At 61.8% G+C, this 17,051-nt stretch carries 14 protein-coding genes; 7 read left to right on the forward strand and 7 right to left on the reverse strand.

The window, feature by feature from the left end; translation table 11 throughout:
- Positions 1-226 precede the first annotated feature (226 nt).
- A complete protein-coding gene (locus tag AC57B6_RS19395; RefSeq protein ID WP_496421924.1) occupies positions 227-1,486 on the forward strand; it encodes an MFS transporter in 1,260 nt (419 codons plus the stop codon).
- A gap of 102 nt (positions 1,487-1,588) precedes the next feature.
- Positions 1,589-2,479: an IclR family transcriptional regulator gene (locus AC57B6_RS19400; protein ID WP_235430070.1), complete on the forward strand. Its 891-nt coding sequence runs from the start codon at positions 1,589-1,591 to the stop codon at positions 2,477-2,479.
- 14 nt (positions 2,480-2,493) lie between these two features.
- Here the strand turns inward: AC57B6_RS19400 and AC57B6_RS19405 are convergent, their stop codons facing one another.
- Positions 2,494-4,305, reverse strand: a complete 1,812-nt coding sequence (locus AC57B6_RS19405) for an acyl-CoA dehydrogenase (protein WP_496421925.1) — start codon at positions 4,303-4,305, stop codon at positions 2,494-2,496.
- Between the two features lie 263 nt (positions 4,306-4,568).
- Here AC57B6_RS19405 and AC57B6_RS19410 point away from each other — a divergent pair, with 263 nt between their 5' ends.
- From AC57B6_RS19410 to AC57B6_RS19425, 4 genes are all read left to right on the forward strand, one after another.
- A complete protein-coding gene (locus AC57B6_RS19410) occupies positions 4,569-5,342 on the forward strand; it encodes an SDR family oxidoreductase (RefSeq protein WP_183803721.1) in 774 nt (257 codons plus the stop codon).
- Between the two features lie 97 nt (positions 5,343-5,439).
- Positions 5,440-6,666, forward strand: a complete 1,227-nt coding sequence (locus tag AC57B6_RS19415) for an acyl-CoA dehydrogenase family protein (protein WP_030100623.1) — start codon at positions 5,440-5,442, stop codon at positions 6,664-6,666.
- Positions 6,667-6,787: 121 nt separating this feature from the next.
- The gene (locus AC57B6_RS19420) at positions 6,788-8,494 is read left to right on the forward strand and encodes a long-chain fatty acid--CoA ligase (RefSeq protein ID WP_496421926.1); all 1,707 of its coding nucleotides are present in this window, start codon (positions 6,788-6,790) and stop codon (positions 8,492-8,494) included.
- Between the two features lie 71 nt (positions 8,495-8,565).
- Positions 8,566-9,471 (forward strand): SDR family oxidoreductase, encoded by a 906-nt coding sequence (locus AC57B6_RS19425; RefSeq protein WP_046570593.1) that lies wholly within the window; start codon positions 8,566-8,568, stop codon positions 9,469-9,471.
- Between the two features lie 116 nt (positions 9,472-9,587).
- Here AC57B6_RS19425 and AC57B6_RS19430 read toward each other — a convergent pair whose 3' ends face one another.
- The 5 genes from AC57B6_RS19430 to AC57B6_RS19450 form a co-directional block, all read right to left on the reverse strand.
- Positions 9,588-10,772: an ABC transporter substrate-binding protein gene (locus AC57B6_RS19430; protein WP_496421927.1), complete on the reverse strand. Its 1,185-nt coding sequence runs from the start codon at positions 10,770-10,772 to the stop codon at positions 9,588-9,590.
- 74 nt (positions 10,773-10,846) lie between these two features.
- Positions 10,847-11,554: an ABC transporter ATP-binding protein gene (locus AC57B6_RS19435; protein WP_106356596.1), complete on the reverse strand. Its 708-nt coding sequence runs from the start codon at positions 11,552-11,554 to the stop codon at positions 10,847-10,849.
- Complete coding sequence (locus tag AC57B6_RS19440) at positions 11,541-12,305, reverse strand: ABC transporter ATP-binding protein (protein WP_496421928.1); 765 nt, start codon at positions 12,303-12,305, stop codon at positions 11,541-11,543. The genes AC57B6_RS19435 and AC57B6_RS19440 overlap by 14 nt, the downstream gene beginning before the upstream one ends.
- A complete protein-coding gene (locus tag AC57B6_RS19445; RefSeq protein WP_496422064.1) occupies positions 12,298-13,278 on the reverse strand; it encodes a branched-chain amino acid ABC transporter permease in 981 nt (326 codons plus the stop codon). Before AC57B6_RS19445 ends, AC57B6_RS19440 begins: the two co-directional genes overlap by 8 nt.
- 38 nt (positions 13,279-13,316) lie before the next feature.
- A complete protein-coding gene (locus AC57B6_RS19450; protein WP_253958692.1) occupies positions 13,317-14,180 on the reverse strand; it encodes a branched-chain amino acid ABC transporter permease in 864 nt (287 codons plus the stop codon).
- 559 nt (positions 14,181-14,739) lie between these two features.
- Between AC57B6_RS19450 and AC57B6_RS19455 the strand changes: the two genes are divergently transcribed.
- A complete protein-coding gene (locus AC57B6_RS19455) occupies positions 14,740-15,507 on the forward strand; it encodes a class II aldolase/adducin family protein (protein WP_216750496.1) in 768 nt (255 codons plus the stop codon).
- 74 nt (positions 15,508-15,581) lie between these two features.
- Here AC57B6_RS19455 and AC57B6_RS19460 read toward each other — a convergent pair whose 3' ends face one another.
- A complete protein-coding gene (locus tag AC57B6_RS19460) occupies positions 15,582-16,673 on the reverse strand; it encodes a porin (RefSeq protein ID WP_216750497.1) in 1,092 nt (363 codons plus the stop codon).
- Between the last annotated feature and the right edge of the window lie 378 nt (positions 16,674-17,051).

Genomic DNA, 17,051 nt, shown 5'->3' on the forward strand with positions numbered 1-17,051 from the left:
ATTCCTCGAAAAGTTGATGTCGCATCGTTGCATGCAAAAAACACGCGCCTGCAAGCGCTTTTCCGCCTGCACGGAGCTCCCTGTCTTGTAGAAGAGTGACGTCGTGAAGCTTCCAGCGCGTTTAAACAATACTCCAGCAAACGCGCAAGTGCTGAAAAAACTCACCCTGCCGCCCGTTGCCGGTTGCCCTATCATGGCGGCTTCGATCATCAAAGGCGCACCGCAGATGTCCGATGGCGTACAGCAACGATTGCACGAAACACGCACGGAACCCACCGGATCGTCGATCGATTACGGGTTGTGGGCATTGACTTTCAGCTACGTGCTCAGTCAATTTTTCCGCAGCTACATCGCCGTGATTGCCACTCAACTGATCGGCGATTTTCATTTCTCGCCGCAAATGTTCGGCTGGTTCGCGGGTTCGTTCTTTCTCGTGTTCGCCATCGCGCAACTGCCGGTCGGTCTGATGTTCGACCGCTACGGCGTGCGCGGACCCACCGCGTTTCTGATGGCTATCGGCGCCGCCTGTGCCGGCGTCCTTTCGATCACAACGAGCGCAACCGTGGCGCTTGTCGCGCAAGCCGGCGTCGGGTTGGGCTGCGCGCCCGTCTTCATGGGACTGCTCAATTACGTGCTGCGTAGCGGCCACGGCACGCGCAATGTGCGCGCGGTCACGACGGCGAGTGCGATCGGCATGGCGGGTGCCTTGCTTGCCGCGTTTCCGCTGAGCCGGGCGACGGCCAGCTTCGGCTGGCGTCCGGTCATGGTCACCGCCGCGCTCGCCATGCTATGCGCAACGCTGGGCGTCTTGGGCTTCGTGCAGCGGCGCGATGCCGTCGAGCATGAGCGAAGCCTCGCTGCATCGCAACATGCGGCCGGCGCGGTGAGGCGGTACACGGGTTTCTGGACCTTGATGCCCGCCTGCCTCGCGCTCTCGGTCGGCAGCACGTTTCGCACGTCATGGGGCGGACCGTATCTTGCCGACGTCTACGGCTTCGACGTCATCGCGCGCGGCAATGCGATGACTGTCACCAGCGTGATCGGAATCGCCGCTTCGTTTGGCATCCCGCTCGCCGTGCGATTCTGCGCGCCCAAGCTGATCTCGTTGCTGTGGCTGATCGGCGGCGTGCTGGCGGCACTCGTGCTTGCGCTCGTTCCGGACGGCAACTGGGTACTCAGCGTCGCGTTGATCTGTGTGTTGTTCTCGGTCGGCTCGATCCATCCGCTCGTGATGTCGCAAGCGCGTGCCATCGTCGCGCCGCGCCGGCTCGGACTAGGCCTGGGGCTGCTCAATAGCCTGGTTTTTCTCGGCGTGGCGCTAACCAGCAGTTGTTTCGGCTGGATCGCGGGCGCCGCAAAGCGAGCGCATCTATCGGACGCGGGAATCTACTCGGCGCTGTTCGCCGTGACTGTCGTGCCGCTTGCGATCGGCGCGATCGTCTATTTCTTCAGCCCGGTGGTGGCTGCGCCGAAAGAAGAGGCCTGAGCGGCGGCTTGCGTTTGTCTATAATTCCGCAGCCGGATCACTCGCGATCCGGGCCACGGTTTGTCTTTCAGATGGTGCCGTTTCGCAGGAGCGCGTTTCATTTTGAGCAAAACCAGTCAGAGCCCAATCGATAATCCGGCCGAGAATCTGCGCGCCGGCGACACTGCATCGCCCGCGGCATCCGCGAGGACAAGTTCAGTCCTCGCGAGCCGGACGGCACACGAGGCGCATAAGGACGACCGGCATTTCGTTACGGCGCTCGCGCGTGGACTCGAAGTGCTGGCGTGTTTCCGCTCGGGCGACAAGTCACTGAGCAATCAGGAGCTCGCCTTGCGTTGCAAGTTGCCGAAATCGACGGTCTCGCGCCTCACTCACACGCTCACACTGCTCGGCTATCTGATTCATCTGAAAGAGAGCGGTAAATACCGGCTTGGCACGGCCTCGCTTGCGTTGGGCAGCGCGATGCTGGCGCGGCTCGATGTGCGCAAGATTGCGCGGCCGGTGATGCAGGAATTGGCGGAGACCATCGGCGCGAGCGTGTCGTTGGGTACGCGCGATCGCCTCTCGATGATCTACGTGGAAAACTGCCGGGGCTCGGTAGCGCTCGCATTGACCCTGGAAGTCGGTTCGCGTATTCCGGTCGCCACGTCGGCGATTGGCCGTGCATGGCTTGCGGCGATTCCTGAACACGACCGTCTCAGCTTCATGGAGCAGGTGCGTGAGCTCGATCATGTGGCGTGGCCGAAAACCCGCCGCGGCATCGAGAATGCGCTCGAAGACTACCGCACGCTCGGGGTTACGACTTCGTTTGGCGACTGGCAGAAAGACGTGAACGGCATCGCGCGCGCTTTCCAGCCGGGCGGAGAATTGCCGATCATGGCAATCAATGTCGGCGGCCCCTCATTCAGGCTCTCGAAAGAATTCCTGCTCGAGGAGGTGCGCCCACGCCTGATCGACGTGGTGACGCAACTGGAAAGCGCACTGTCGCATTGAGCAGGCGAGGGCATTCAGAACCACTGCGGCGCCATGCTGAGCGTCGTATCGTCGAGATCGCGCAGTGTGGCAAGCATCTGCGACACGCGCGGCAATTCCCACCGGAAGAACCACTGGCACGCATGCAGCTTGCCGCGATAGAAGTCGCCGTCAGCCTCGTTCTTCGCTTCAGCTTCAGGTAAGGCCGCGCTCGCAACGAGCGCCTGGCGCAACCAGGTCCAAGCAAGCACGATATGACCGAACGCTTCGAGAAAAGCGTTTGCGTTGGCAAGCGCGCGTTCGCTTTCGCTTGCCAGGGTGGGCAGTAACGCTTCGACGGTGCCGGTCAATTCGCTCCATGCGTTGCCGAGTGAATCCGCGTGCGCTTGCAGCGCCGGATGAACGCGCGCCGCCTCGATGCTGCGCTGTATTTCACGCCCCAGCAGTGCGAGCGCCGCGCCTTGTTTCATCACGACTTTGCGGCCGAGCAGATCGAGCGCCTGGATGCCGTGCGTGCCTTCATGAATCATGTTCAGGCGGTTGTCGCGGTAGAACTGTTCGACCGGATATTCGCGCGTATAGCCATAACCGCCGTGAATCTGGATCGCCAGGCTATTCGCCTCCAGGCACCACTGCGAGGGCCACGACTTCACGATCGGCGTCAGCAGATCGAGCAGCAGGCCCGCTTCGGCGCGCGCAGTGTCGCTCTCGCCGGTGTTCTGCTCGTCGACGAGGCGCGCCGCGTACAGGCACAGCGCGTAGGCGCCTTCCACATACGCTTTTTGGGCAAGCAGCATGCGGCGCACGTCGGCATGTTCGATCAGCGGCAATTGCGGATCGAGCGGGTTCTTGTTGTCCGGGCGCCGTCCTTGCGGCCGTTCGCGGGCGTAATCGAGCGAGGCCAGGTAGCCGCGATAGCCGAGCATGACCGCGCCGAGGCCGACGCCGATGCGCGCCTCGTTCATCATGTGGAACATATACGCCAAACCATGATGCGGTTCGCCCACCAGTTCGCCGATGCATTCGCCGCGTTCGCCGAACGACAGCATCGTCGACGTGGTGCCGCGCCAACCCATCTTGTGAATCAGCCCCGCCAGCGCGACGTCGTTGCGCGCGCCGGGACTGCCGTCGTCGTTCACGTGGAATTTCGGCACCGTGAAGAGCGAGATGCCTTTGACGCCCGGCGGCCCGCCAGGAATGCGCGCCAACACCAGGTGGACAATGTTCTCGCTAAGCTCGTGATCGCCGCCCGAAATAAAAATCTTGTTGCCGCGGATCGAATAGGTACCGTCTTCATTGGGCACCGCACTGGTGACGAGATCCGACAGGCTCGAGCCTGCTTGCGGCTCGGTCAGCGCCATCGTGCCGAACGCGCGGCCCTCCAGTAATGCCTGCAGATACTTGCGCTTTTGCGAAGCACTGCCGAAACGTTCGATCACGTTGGCATTCGCCGTGGTCAGCATCGCGTAAGACGAGGTGGCGATGTTGGCGCTCTTGAAGAGCGACAGGCACGCAAAGGAAATCACCGCGGGCAACTGCATGCCGCCCAATTCGTAATCTTTGCCGGCAGCAAGAAAGCCTGCGGAGCGGAGCGCGTCGAGCGCTTCCTTTACCGCGGCAGGCATCGTCACGCGCTGGCCGTCGAATTGCGGTTCGTGTTCGTCGCAGAGGCGGTTGTGCGGCGCGAATTTTTCGGTGGCGACCGCGTGAGCTGTTTCGAGCGCCGCGTTGAAGGTCTCGCGGCTATGGTCGGCATGGCGCGCGCGCTGCGTGAGCGTCTCGGCCTCGAGCACTTCGAATAGCTGGAACTCCAGATCACGCGAGTTGATGATCAGCGCATCTTGCATGGAAGAAGACCCGTCAGAAGTGAGCCGCTATGCAGAACAACGACGCCGCACGCGTGTCGGCACGCACGGCTCGCATGGGCGCGGCTCGATTAAAAGTGCGGTATTCGGGTAAGTCCCGATGATCCGCCCATCGGCGATGCGTGTCAGTTTAAAGCAAAAGTGAATGAGCGTGCTTTTATTTACACGGTGAATTTCGGCACGTATGATGGTTGAAAAATCTGGAATGAAAGTCTGCATTGCAGAACAACTGGAGGAGCGGCGTAATGTCTGTGAAAGACCTGTTTCAACTGGACGGCAAGGTTGCACTGATCACCGGCGGCTCTCGCGGGCTGGGCCTGCAAATGGCCGAGGCGCTGGGGGAAATGGGTTGCCGTGTGGCGATCACCGCGCGCAAGGCCGACGAACTCGCCGAGGCGAAAACGCATCTGCAAAGCCTTGGAATCGAGGTGCAGACGCTGGTCAACGACCTGCAGCGCTTCGAGGGTATCCCCGGCCTCGTGGATGAAGTGATCGGCGCGCACGGCCACATCGACATTCTCGTGAACAACGCGGGCGCGACATGGGGCGCACCGGCTGAGGACTATCCGGACGAAGCGTGGCACAAGGTGATGAACCTGAATGTCCATGCGCCGTTTTTCGTCGCTCGTGAAGTCGGCAAGCGCAGCATGATCCCGCGCCGCGCCGGCAAGGTCATCAACATCGCTTCGGTGGCGGGCCTGAAAGGCTCGCCACCCGGCATGAACACGATTGCGTACAACACGTCCAAGGCCGCGGCGATCAACTTCACGCGGGCGCTCGCGGCGGAATGGGGCAAGTACAACATCAACGTCAACGCGATCTGCCCGGGATTCTTCCCCTCGAAAATGTCGGCAGGACTGCTCGACAAACTCGAAGGCGCCATCGTGGCGCGCACACCGTTGCAGCGCCTCGGCGGCGACGAAGACCTCAAAGGCCCGGTCGTGTTCCTCGCGAGCGAGGCGTCGCGTCACATCACAGGCGAGTATTTCGCGGTGGACGGCGGCTCGATCATCGTCTGACTCATGGTCTAACGGAGCGGTTCCGAGGCACTGCGCGTGGGTTCAGGCGCGCCGGGCCCACGCACACAACAGCTTTGCATGAGACGGGAGACGCCGCATGGATTTTCAGCACTCGGACAAAGTCAGGAATTTGCAGCAGCGCCTGAACGCTTTCATGGACGAATACGTGTATCCGGCCGAGGCGGTTTTCGACGCGCAGATGGACGCCGCGCGTGAATCCGGCAACCGTTGGCAGCCCGCGCCGGTGATCGAGGATCTGAAAAAGAAAGCGAAGGCCGTGGGTTTGTGGAACCTGTTCCTGCCCGAGTCGAAATACGGGGCTGGGCTCACCAACCTGGAATACGCGCCACTGTGCGAAATCATGGGGCGCTCGCATATCGGCGCGGAGCCGTTCAATTGCTCCGCACCCGACACCGGCAACATGGAAACGCTGGTGCGTTACGCCACACCCGAACAGCAGGAGCAATGGTTGTTGCCGTTGCTCGACGGCACGATTCGCTCGGCCTTTGCGATGACGGAACCGGAAGTCGCTTCGTCGGACGCGACCAATATCGAAGCGCGTATCGAGCGCGACGGCGGCGACTACATCCTGAACGGCCGCAAATGGTGGACCTCGGGCGCCAACGATCCGCGCTGCAAGGTGCTGATCTTCATGGGCAAGTCGAATCCGGATCACCCGAACCGGCACCAGCAGCAGTCGATGATCCTCGTACCGATCGACACGCCGGGCGTGAAAGTGCTGCGCCATCTACCAGTATTCGGCTATGACGACGCTCCGCACGGCCACGCTGAAATCGCTTTTGAAAACGTCCGGGTACCGGCCGGCAACATGCTGCTCGGCGAGGGGCGCGGCTTCGAGATCGCGCAGGGGCGGCTCGGGCCGGGCCGCATCCATCACTGCATGCGCCTGATCGGGCGCGCCGAACGCGCGCTCGAGGCGATGTGCCGCCGCTCGCTCGAACGCGTGGCGTTTGGCCGCCCAATCGCCGACCAGGGGGTGACGCGCGAGCGGATCGCGAACGCCCGCATCATGATCGATCAGACGCGTTTTCTGGTGCTGAACGCGGCGCACAAGATGGATACGGTCGGCAACAAGGACGCGCGCCAGGAAATCGCGATGATCAAGGTGGCCGCACCGGCCATGGCGTGCCAGGTGATCGACTGGGCCATGCAGGTGCACGGCGGCGGCGCGGTCAGCGACGACTTCGGCCTCGCACGCGCATACGCGAGCTCGCGCACGCTGCGGTTTGCGGACGGCCCCGACGAAGTACACCGCAATGCGATCGCGAAGATGGAGCTTGGACGTCACCTCGGGCGTTTGTGAAGCCGCCGGTGGCCACCTCTGATTCACCGGATTCATCAGTTGGCCGCATCCGCCATGCGGCGGATGTGAACGAAGCGCGTGCCCCGTGCGACGCGCACAGACAGTCAGGCAGGAGACGCCTATGAACGAACGCCATTATCCGCATTGGCCGCCGCACGTGCCAAAGCATCTGACGCTGCCCGAAACCAATATCTTCTATAACGCCGAGGTGTCGGCGGCGCGCTATCCCAACAAGCCGTTCATCATTTTCTATGACACGCCGGTCACGTTCGCCGCGTTCAAGGACGAAGCCGAGCGGATTGCGGGCTTTCTGCAACAGGAGTGCCACGTCAAGGCCGGCGACCGCGTGCTGCTCTATATGCAGAACAGCCCGCAATGGATCATTGCCTACTACGGAATCCTGCGTGCAAACGCCGTCGTGGTGCCGGTCAACCCGATGAATATGAGCGGCGAACTGGCGCATTACGTCGAGGATAGCGGCGCGACTACGATCATTGCACCGCAATGCCTGTTCGCGAACGTCGCGCCGCTGATCGGCACTGGCCCGGGGCGCGGCATCGAGCATGCGATCGTCGCAACCTATAGCGACTACGTGAAGGGGCCATCGTCGATTCCCGTGCCGGAACTGGTGGCGGCGCCGCGCAAGACCTTCGATATGCCGGGCGTCACGCCGTGGCGCGAGGTGCTCGAAAAACATCTCGCGCCGGGTCCGCTCACCGCCGGTCCGGACGATCTGTGCGTGATGCCTTATACCTCCGGCACCACCGGTAAGCCAAAGGGATGCATGCACACGCACCGCAGCGTGATGAGCACGCTGCTGGGCGGTTGCGTGTGGTTCTCGGCGCCCTCGGACGGTGTGTATCTCTCGGTATTGCCGTTGTTTCATGTGACCGGCATGCAAGGCGGCATGAACAGCGCCGTGTTCTCCGGGGCAACCATCGTTATATTGCCTCGCTGGGATCGGGAAGCGGCGGCGCTATGCATGCAGAAATATCGCGTGAGCGCGTGGCAGTCGATCACGGCGATGATGGTCGATTTTCTGTCCAACCCAAAACTGGACGAATACGATCTGTCGAGCCTGACAGGCGCGCGCGGCGGCGGCGCGGCGATGCCGGAGGCCATCGCCAGAAAGCTCAAGTCACTGACGGGGCTCGATTACGTCGAAGGCTATGGCATGTCCGAGACGATCGCCGGCACGCACATCAATCCGCCGCATCGGCCCAAGCCGCAGTGTCTCGGCATTCCGGTGTTCGACGTGGACTCGCGCGTGATCGATCCGGTCACGCTGCAGGAACTCCCGCAAGGCGAAACCGGCGAGATCATCGTGAATGCGCCGCAGGTGATGCAAGGCTACTGGCGCAATCCCAAGGCGACAGACGAAGCGTTTATCCAACTCGACGGCAAGCGTTTTCTGCGCACCGGGGATCTCGGTCATATCGACGAGGACGGCTATTTCTTCATGACGGACCGCCTTAAACGGATGATCAACGCATCGGGCTACAAGGTCTGGCCGGCTGAAGTCGAGGCGCTGATGTACCGGCATCCCGCGATACACGAAGTGTGCGTGATCGGCGTGAAGGACGCGAAGCGCGGAGAAACCGTCAAGGCGCTGGTAGTGCCCGCCGCGGCGCATGCCGGTGCGATCAGCGAGCAGGAGATTGTCGACTGGGCGCACGAACAGATGGCGTCTTACAAGGCGCCGCGCATCGTCGAGTTCGTGACGTCGCTGCCCAAGTCGGGTAGCGGCAAGATTCTGTGGCGCAAGTTACAGGAAGAGGATGCGGCGCGCACGGCGGCGGCCAGTCAGAGCGAAGGCGGCGCCTCATAGCGGTGGCAGTGCCGGAAGCGCATCGAGCAGTGATATCTGACTGGACATGGCAACTGGAAACGGGACAACGCATGAACAATTTTGCAGGCAAGGTCGCGGTGATCACGGGTGCGGGCTCCGGTTTCGGCCGGGAGTTTGCTCGGCTCGGCACGAAACTGGGGATGCGCCTCGTACTCGCCGACGTGCAACAGGACGCACTCGACGAAACGTTTGCCGAAGTAAGCGCGGCCGGCGCGCAGGCGATCGCGCGCCGTGTCGACGTCGCGAAAGGCGAAGAGATCGACGCATTGGCGCGCGCCACGCTCGACGCTTACGGCGGCGTGCATCTGGTCTTCAACAACGCGGGCGTGGGCGGCAGCGGCGGCCTTGTGTGGGAGAACACCGAGCGCGACTGGCAATGGCTGCTGGGCGTCAACCTGTGGGGGGTGATTCATGGCGTGCGGGTTTTCACGCCCCTCATGCTGGAAGCGGCCAGACGCGATCCGGACTATCGCGGGCACATCGTCAATACCGCGTCGATGGCCGGCATGCTCAATCCGCCGATGATGGGCCCGTACAACGTGTCGAAGCATGCGGTGGTGTCGCTGACCGAATCGCTGTATCAGGACCTTTCGCTGGTCACGCAGCAGGTGGCGTGTTCGGTGCTGTGCCCGTACTTTGTGCCGACGGGGATTGCGAAGGCGCATCGCAACCGGCCGTCCGAACTCGCCAATGACACGCCGCCGACCTTATCGCAGCGTGTGTCGCGTGTGATGAGCGAGAAGGCAGTGAGTTCGGGGAAGGTGAGCGCGCGGGAGGTCGCGGATATGGTGTTCAATGCGATCCGCGAAGAGCAGTTCTATATCTTTTCGCATCCGCACGCGTTAGGCGCTGTGAAAACGCGTGCCGAGGATATCGTCATGCCGCGCAATCCGACGGACCCGTTTGCGGAGCGGCCTGAAGTGCGCGCGCAGATTATCGAAGCGTTGAAAGGGTAGCCGGGAGCCGGCGGACGCCTCGCAAGGAGGTCTCGGACACGCGAGGTTTCTAAAATTCAAGGCGCCGTGAAAATCACGGCGCCTTTCCTGAATCCTTCTCCGTTCCTATCGCGTCATCACTTCGCCGCGGCCAACGAACTCAAACCCGCCGACTTCAACTGTCCGCCCTGAACCACCGCCGCCAGCGGATTGCCGAGCACAAAGCCGCCGCGTTCGTCGACGCCGCTCACACTGTTCGGATTGGCTTGCGGCGGCAGCGCTTTCACGGCCTTGTCGAACTGATTGCGGATCGCGGTCGCGTCGCTGACCGTGCCGGCCAACTTCATCGCAAGGGCCGTTGCGTATACCGCGGTGTAATTCAGCGAGACCTCCTGGCTCGGATCGCGGCCGCCGTGGCTCTTGCGGAAGCGTTCCACAAACGCTTTGGCATTCGGCGTTTCGTCGCTGGCCAAGGGCAGTACCCCGATCGCGCCGTTCAGCGGCGCATAGCCGCCCGTGACCTTGGCTACTTCGTCGAGCTTGGCCTGGTCCATCACGATAAAGCCGCCCTTGAAGCCCAATTCGCGCGCCTGCTGTGCAATCAGCCCGGTCGGCTCGGATGGGCCGCCGATGAACATCACGTCCGGTTTGGCCGCCAGCACGCGGCTTACGCCGCTATAGAAATCGGTGGCGCGGTTATACGACATTGCATTGTCCGCGACGACCGTGCCGCCGGCCGCCTCCCACGCGGGTTTGAATGCGGCAACCCAGACCTTGCCGTAATCGGTATCGGTGGCCGCAAGCGCCACTTTCTTGCCGTACGTCGCCATTTCGTACTTGACGAACGAGTTCAGATACGACGTGAACGCGGGCGGAATACGCACGGTGAGTTTGTTGCCGCGCTCGCTGATCTGCGGCACGCTGGTGTAGGAGAGCAGCAGTATTTTCTGCTGCTCGTTGCTGGTCTGCACGGCGAAGCCGCCACCTGAATGCGGCACGAGCACGACCGTGGCCTGCTGCTCCTGCGCGAGACGCCGCGCATTGATCGCGGTTTCGGCGGGGTTGTACTTGTCGTCGAGCGGCACGATTTCGAACTTGATCTTCTTGCCGGCCACTTCGATGCCGGCCTGATTGACATCGGCCGCCGCCATCTGCATTCCGTCGAGCACTTCCTGACCGTACTTCGCCGCGCCGCCGCTCAACGGGCCCGAGTAGCCGATATGGACCACCTGTTGCGCCATTGCGGCGCCCGTGCCCAATAGCGCAATCGTCGCGACAGCCGCGCACAGGCCCGCCCGTGCGTACAAGCGTTTGATCGTCATACGTGTCTCCTTTGGGATTATTCGAATCGCCCCGGTGCATGATCTTCATGCGCCAGGCCATGCGTCAATTTCGTTCAACCGCCGACATAAGCGCGCCGGATCGCTTCGTTGTTCATCAGACTCGCGTGATCGCCTTCCAGCACGATGCGGCCGTTCTCGATCACGTACGCACGGTGCGCGATTTTCAGTGCCGCAAACGCGTTCTGTTCGGCGAGCAGCACAGTCGTGCCCGCGCGATTGATCTGCTGGATGACCTCGAATACCTGTTTGACCACCAGCGGTGCGAGACCGAGTGACGGTTCGTCGAGCAACAGCACCTTGGGCCGCGCCATCATCGCGCGGCCGATCGCCACCATCTGTTGCTGGCCCCCTGATAGCGAACCCGCCGGATGGTCCTTGCGTTCGGCGAGCAGCGGGAAGAGTGCGAACACCTGGTCCAGATTGCGCTGATTGCCGGCTTTGTCGCCGCGATGCACGTAGGCGCCGAGCGTGAGATTCTTCAGTACCGACATACCCGGGAACAGCTTGCGGCCTTCGGGACATTGGATCACGCCGTTCTTCACGATCTGCGCGGGCGTCATGCCGAGCAGCTCGCGAGTGCCCAGGCGTAGGCTGCCGCTCGCGGCGCGCCGCAGGCCGCTCGTGGCGAGGAAGATCGAACTCTTGCCCGCGCCGTTTGCGCCAAGCAGCACCACCAGTTCACCGTCGTTCGCGTGCAGATTGATTCCGTCCAGTGCGCGGAAGCTGCCGTAATCGAGCGAGACGTTGTCAAACTTCAGCATGCTCGCTCCCCAGGTAGGCGTCGATCACGGCCGGGGTCGCGCGAATTTCAGCGGGCGTGCCTTCGGCGATTTTCTTGCCGTAGTTCAGCACCATGATGCGCTCGGCGAGCTTCATGATCATATTCATCTTGTGCTCCACAAGACACACCGTCACGCCGTGTTTCACCAGCTTGCGGATCAGTTCGGCAAGCCCTTCGGTCTCTTCAGGATTCACGCCGCCCGCCGGTTCGTCGAGCAGCATCAGGCTCGGTTCAGTGGCAAGCGCGAGTGCCACGGCCGCGCGTTTGCGCTCTTCCTGCGAGATGTCGCCCGCCATCCGTTCCGCGATCGCCGACAAGCCGACGAAGTCCAGCGCCGCGCGCGCCTTGTCGCGGCAGATGCGTTCTTCCTGCTTGAGCCGCGCCGAATGAGTCAGTACGTCCCATAGCCCCGAGCGCGTCCGCAGCCGGTGACCGACGATCAGGTTGTCGAGCACGCTGGCCCGATCGAACAGCGCGGTCGATTGAAAGGTGCGCGCGACACCGAGGCGCGCCATCCGGTCGGCGCCCAGCTTTGTTACATCCTGGCCTTTGAAGAGGATGCGTCCCGAACTTGGCAGATGGGTGCCGCTGATCAGATTGAAGAAGGTGGTTTTGCCCGCGCCGTTCGGCCCGATGATCGCGTTGATCTTGCCGGCTTCGATATGCGTGCTGACGTCGTCCACCGCGACGAGGCCGCCGAAGCGTTTGCTGAGCGAGTGGATTTCAAGCATGACGGTCTCCGCGCGCGCGTTGCGCTTGACGTGCGGCCATGCCGTTCTTCGGCGAAGCCGATTTCGCACGCCGGTTTTTTCTTGCGATATACAAACCGACGATACCGTTCGGTAGAAAGATCACCAGCAGAATCAGGATCGGCCCGAACACGACGAAGCGGTACGCCTGCAGGAACTGCAGGTACTGTGTGAGCCATGGTATGGCGAGCGCACCGAGCAGCGGGCCGGCGAGGGTGCCGATACCGCCCACCAGCATGTACATGGTCATGTCGAAGGTGTGCTCGACGCCGGCCAGATCCGGGCCGAGAAAGCGCACGGCGCCCGCATAGAGACCGCCCGCGAACCCGGCATAGACGACCGAGAGCACGAAGGCCAGCACCTTGTTGCGCATCAGGTTGATGCCGAGCGATTGCGCGAGGCCGTCGCTATTGCGGATCGCCATGAAGGTCCGGCCGAGCAGCGAATTGACGATGCGATGCATCAGCCATACACCAAGCACGAGAAACGCAAACACCATGTAATAGAGCGGCAGCGGGTTCTCAAACGACACGATGCCGAAGCCCGACGGCGCCGGAATGCCGACGATGTCCGAGACACCATGCGTGAGAGCGTCCCATTTCTCGATCACAAGAAACATGATGTAGCCGACGCACAGCGTGAAAATGGAAAAGTAATGGCCACGCAGACGCAACGACACGAGACCGACCAGCGCGCCCAGTATCGCGACAACCACACCCGAGGCAATAAATGCGAGCCAGAACGGCACCTGATGATCGACCGTCAGAATACCCACCGTGTATGCGCCCACCGCCATGAAGCTGCCGTGCGCGAGATTGAACTGTCCCGTATAGCCGGTAATCAGATTCAGCCCGACGGTGGCCAGCGCGAAGACGTAGGCGGTGGACATCACCGTGAGCATGTAGTCGTTGCTGGCCAGAAACGGGAACACGAGGCCCAGCACGAACAACAGCATCCATCCACGCTTGCCCTCGACTATTTTTATGACTGATTTCACGATGCGCGCAGTTCCCTGGTGAACAGTCCTTGAGGACGAACCGACAGAATCACCACCAGCAGCGCGAAGGCGATGATGTCCTTGTAGTCGGTCGAAATGTAGAACGCGCCGAAGCTCTCGGCCATGCCGATGATCAGGCCGCCCGCGATCGCGCCCGGCACGCTGCCCATGCCACCGAGAATGATGATGACGAAGGCCTTCAGGATCACCAGTTGGCCCATCGCCGGATAGACGAGGTTGATCGGCGCGTACAGCGTGGCCGCCACGGCGGCAAGCAGGCCCGAGATGCCGAAAGTCAGTATCGTCACCTTGTTGGCGTCGATGCCCATCAGCGAGGCGCCTTCGCGGTCCTGCGCCATCGCAATGATGCTTGAGCCGATCACCGTGTACCGGAGGAAGAGTTGCAGCAGCACCACCAGCGCGAACGCCGCGCCGATGATCAGGAGGCGCTGCAACGGTGCGGTCACGCCGCCGAGGTCGACGATTCCGGCGTAGGGCGTAGCCATGCGATGAAAATCCGCGCCCCAGATCGCCTGCGCGCCGGCTTCGAGAAACAGCAGAAGGCCGATCGCGGCGATCATCGGATGCAATTCGGACGATTTGCGCAGCGGATTGAACACCAGTCGTTCAGCGAGGATCGCGAGCACGGCGACCGCGAGGCCGGAGCCGATCATGGCAAGCCAATAGTTCAAGCCGAGCCTGCTCATCAGGTAGAACGAGACGAACGCGCCGACCATGTAGAACGCGCCGTGGGCGAAGTTCGGCACCGCGAGAATGCCGTAGACCAGTGTGAGTCCGAGCGCGACGAGGCTGTAGATGCCGCCCAGCGTCAACCCGTTGAGAACCTGCTGCAAAAACATATCCACGCTTTTACACCCTCCAACGGAAGGCGCGCGGTGCAGTGCTTCCCCTGGTTTCCAGGGAGGCATCGCCACACGCCTGACTACGGACGGGACAACAGCCGCTGCCCGAACCCGGCGGCCGTGATCGACGTTTGTCGACGCTCGCGAACGGTTTGAAACACGCGCGCATCGGCGTCAGTTGCAAAGGCTGCGCGAGAGAAATTTGGCACGGGCGTTCGCTTTCCGTCAATAGGTTTTTCCATTTGATTGTTCTGCAATGCAGATTATTAGGGAAGTCACTTAGATGGCGCATGCCTCACGCTGCTGCGTTTGACGGAGCCATCAACATCGCCCGGGAACCGCGCCGTTGCCCGTATCCGGCATAGGTAGAAGGTGTAGCCGTCGCACCCAGTTGCGGCACTGGTAAAAAGAGAAAGTCGGCTTGACTTCACTTTGTGCGCACCAGTATTCTGCAATGCAGAAATGAATCACCGCTAACGCGCTCCCACATCCGCGCGCGAATGCTTCACAAAGCGGCCGTCAACATGATGCTCATCGCCTGGCTCAAGGTGTCTCCATGAATTCCGCACTTGATATCCCCAGCGTTCGTCAGATGGTGTCGCCAGAAGAGTGGCAGGTCCGTGTCGAACTCGCCGCAGCCTACCGGCTGGTGGCGTTGTTCGGTTGGGACGACCTGGTGTTCACGCATATTTCGGCACGTGTACCAGGCCGCGAGCATGAGTTTCTGATTAACCCGTACGGCCTGTTCTTCGAGGAAATCACGGCATCGAGTCTGGTCAAGGTGGACCACGAGGGGCAGCCCGTGATGCCGACCCCGTTCGACGTGAATCCTGCCGGCTTCGTGATTCATAGCGCCGTGCACGAAGCGCGGCCCAACGTGAACTGCGTGCTGCACACACATACGGCGCATGGCATCGCGGTCGCCGCGCAAGAGGCCGGCTTGCTGCCGTTGTCGCAGCAATCCGGTTTCGTGCTGACGAATCTCGCCTATCACGACTATGAAGGCGTCGCGCTGCGCGATGCGGAGAAGGCGAGGTTGGTCGCCGATCTCGGTGAGGCCAATTACATGATGCTGCGCAATCACGGACTACTGACCTGTGGACGCACCGTCGCCGAAGCGTTTCAGGCGATGTATCTGTTCGAAACGTCATGTCGTATCCAGATCCTCGCGCAAGCCGGCGGCAAGCTGATCGAAGTGCCGCAATCGATTATCGAAACGATGGGTGAGCAGGCGCGTCTAGTCAGCAAAGGCAAGGGCGCCGATCTGGTGTGGCCCGGCCTGCTGCGGCGTCTGGCGCGGCGCAATCCCGGCTACGATCTGTAGCGCCCCATTCCGCACGATCCGTCCGGCGTGCCGTTTCGCGCGGCACGCCGGCCTCTCGCGTTGCGCACCTGCGACTAGAACATGTGCCGGATACCGAGGCTCACACCGGCGGTTGTGCCGGTCGCTTCGTTCAATGCGTTGTTGACGGACAAGCCCGTATGCATCGCGCCATGGTTGGTGACGAAGCCCGCTTGTCCATACACCACGGTAGCCTTCGACAACGAATAATCGAGCCCGGTGGACGCGAGTATCGAATTGTTCGACGAGTTGTTGCCGTCGCGCGTGACCCACACGCCCGCATCGACGGTCAGCGCGGGGGTGAAGCGATAGCTGGCGCCGCCTGAATAGACGCGATCGTTAAACGACCCCGCCACCTTGTACTGCACGTAGGACGCCTTCACGGTCAGGTTGTTGAATACGTAGCTGGCGCCGATTGCGCGGCCGTCGAATTCGACCACGCTCGGAATGGCGATCGATGCCGCGCTGCCGCCGGCGTTGCCGCTGTAAAGCGCGGCATCGACGGTCAGCGAGCCGAGGTGATAACGCAGGCTCGCCGAGTACTGGCGCCCCGCCTGAAAATCCCCGGCTGTGCCGCCGAGCGCCATCATCGCGCTGGCTTGCAGACCGGCGATTTCCGGCGACGTGTACGAAATGCCGTTCGGGTTGAACAGCCCGGTCACATAGACGTTGTTGAGGTAGGTGACGAGCCCGCTGCCGAAGTACGACATCTCGCGCGGATCGAAGTCGTACACCGCGAGGAAGAAAGGCGAGAACTGCAAACCGGCCTTGACCGTACCGTAGCGGCTATCTATGCCGACCCACGCCTGACGACCGAATTCGTTGCCGTTCGAATTGCTGAGCGAGCCGTTGGCGATGCTGATACCGCTTTCGAGTTCGAAGATCGCGCGCACGCTGCCGCCGAGATCCTCCGCGCCGCGCATGCCGAAGCGCGAACCCGACAGACCGCTGTCGGTAAACGAGTATTGATGCCCGGCGCTCTGGCCGGTTGCCGGGTTGAGTGTTTTGCTGGTGTAGAGCAGGGAGCCGTCGACGATACCGTACAGCGTGACGCTGCTTTGCGCATGGGCGTTTTGGGCGGCGCCTAGTGCGCATGCGCCGGCTAATCCAAGAATGGTTCCAAGCCGATTGCGATAACTTGCCTGCATGCTTCGTGTCTCCGTGTTTATTGGAATCGAGTGAACTGGCGAAGTAATGCGTGTGCTGCAAGGTTCTGGCGATCTGTTGCGCGATGCGATTTCAATGGGCGACGAAAGACCTTCGCAACCTGCTAAGGATTGCAAAAGAATGGGTCTGCTGGAGCGTACTTCGAGTCCGGTTGCCTGCTGGCTTGTCTCCTGATCTGTGGGGTGGCTCGGCGCGGTTATGAGTTCATTGGTCGCGTGCTTGCGCACAGGATGCAGGCGCAATTTGGCACGACCGTTCGTGCTGTGTCAACGGGGGAAATCGCTCGATTGGACTGCAATGCAGGCCAGAATAGGGAAAACACCTGGCGTTTTCAGTGCGCTTGATTTGCACCGTAAGGC

The sequence above is a fragment of the Paraburkholderia sp. BGA-UO-ETr-F12 genome, from assembly GCF_059567945.1.

Coding starts and splice junctions, on each gene's coding strand:
- AC57B6_RS19395 (WP_496421924.1), top strand. CDS start 227: ATGTCCGATGGCGTACAGCAACGATTGCACGAAACACGCACGGAACCC.
- AC57B6_RS19405 (WP_496421925.1), bottom strand. CDS start 4,305: ATGCAAGATGCGCTGATCATCAACTCGCGTGATCTGGAGTTCCAGCTA.
- AC57B6_RS19410 (WP_183803721.1), top strand. CDS start 4,569: ATGTCTGTGAAAGACCTGTTTCAACTGGACGGCAAGGTTGCACTGATC.
- AC57B6_RS19415 (WP_030100623.1), top strand. CDS start 5,440: ATGGATTTTCAGCACTCGGACAAAGTCAGGAATTTGCAGCAGCGCCTG.
- AC57B6_RS19420 (WP_496421926.1), top strand. CDS start 6,788: ATGAACGAACGCCATTATCCGCATTGGCCGCCGCACGTGCCAAAGCAT.
- AC57B6_RS19425 (WP_046570593.1), top strand. CDS start 8,566: ATGAACAATTTTGCAGGCAAGGTCGCGGTGATCACGGGTGCGGGCTCC.
- AC57B6_RS19430 (WP_496421927.1), bottom strand. CDS start 10,772: ATGACGATCAAACGCTTGTACGCACGGGCGGGCCTGTGCGCGGCTGTC.
- AC57B6_RS19435 (WP_106356596.1), bottom strand. CDS start 11,554: ATGCTGAAGTTTGACAACGTCTCGCTCGATTACGGCAGCTTCCGCGCA.
- AC57B6_RS19440 (WP_496421928.1), bottom strand. CDS start 12,305: ATGCTTGAAATCCACTCGCTCAGCAAACGCTTCGGCGGCCTCGTCGCG.
- AC57B6_RS19445 (WP_496422064.1), bottom strand. CDS start 13,278: ATGCTGTTGTTCGTGCTGGGCCTCGTGTTCCCGTTTCTGGCCAGCAAC.
- AC57B6_RS19450 (WP_253958692.1), bottom strand. CDS start 14,180: ATGTTTTTGCAGCAGGTTCTCAACGGGTTGACGCTGGGCGGCATCTAC.
- AC57B6_RS19455 (WP_216750496.1), top strand. CDS start 14,740: ATGAATTCCGCACTTGATATCCCCAGCGTTCGTCAGATGGTGTCGCCA.
- AC57B6_RS19460 (WP_216750497.1), bottom strand. CDS start 16,673: ATGCAGGCAAGTTATCGCAATCGGCTTGGAACCATTCTTGGATTAGCC.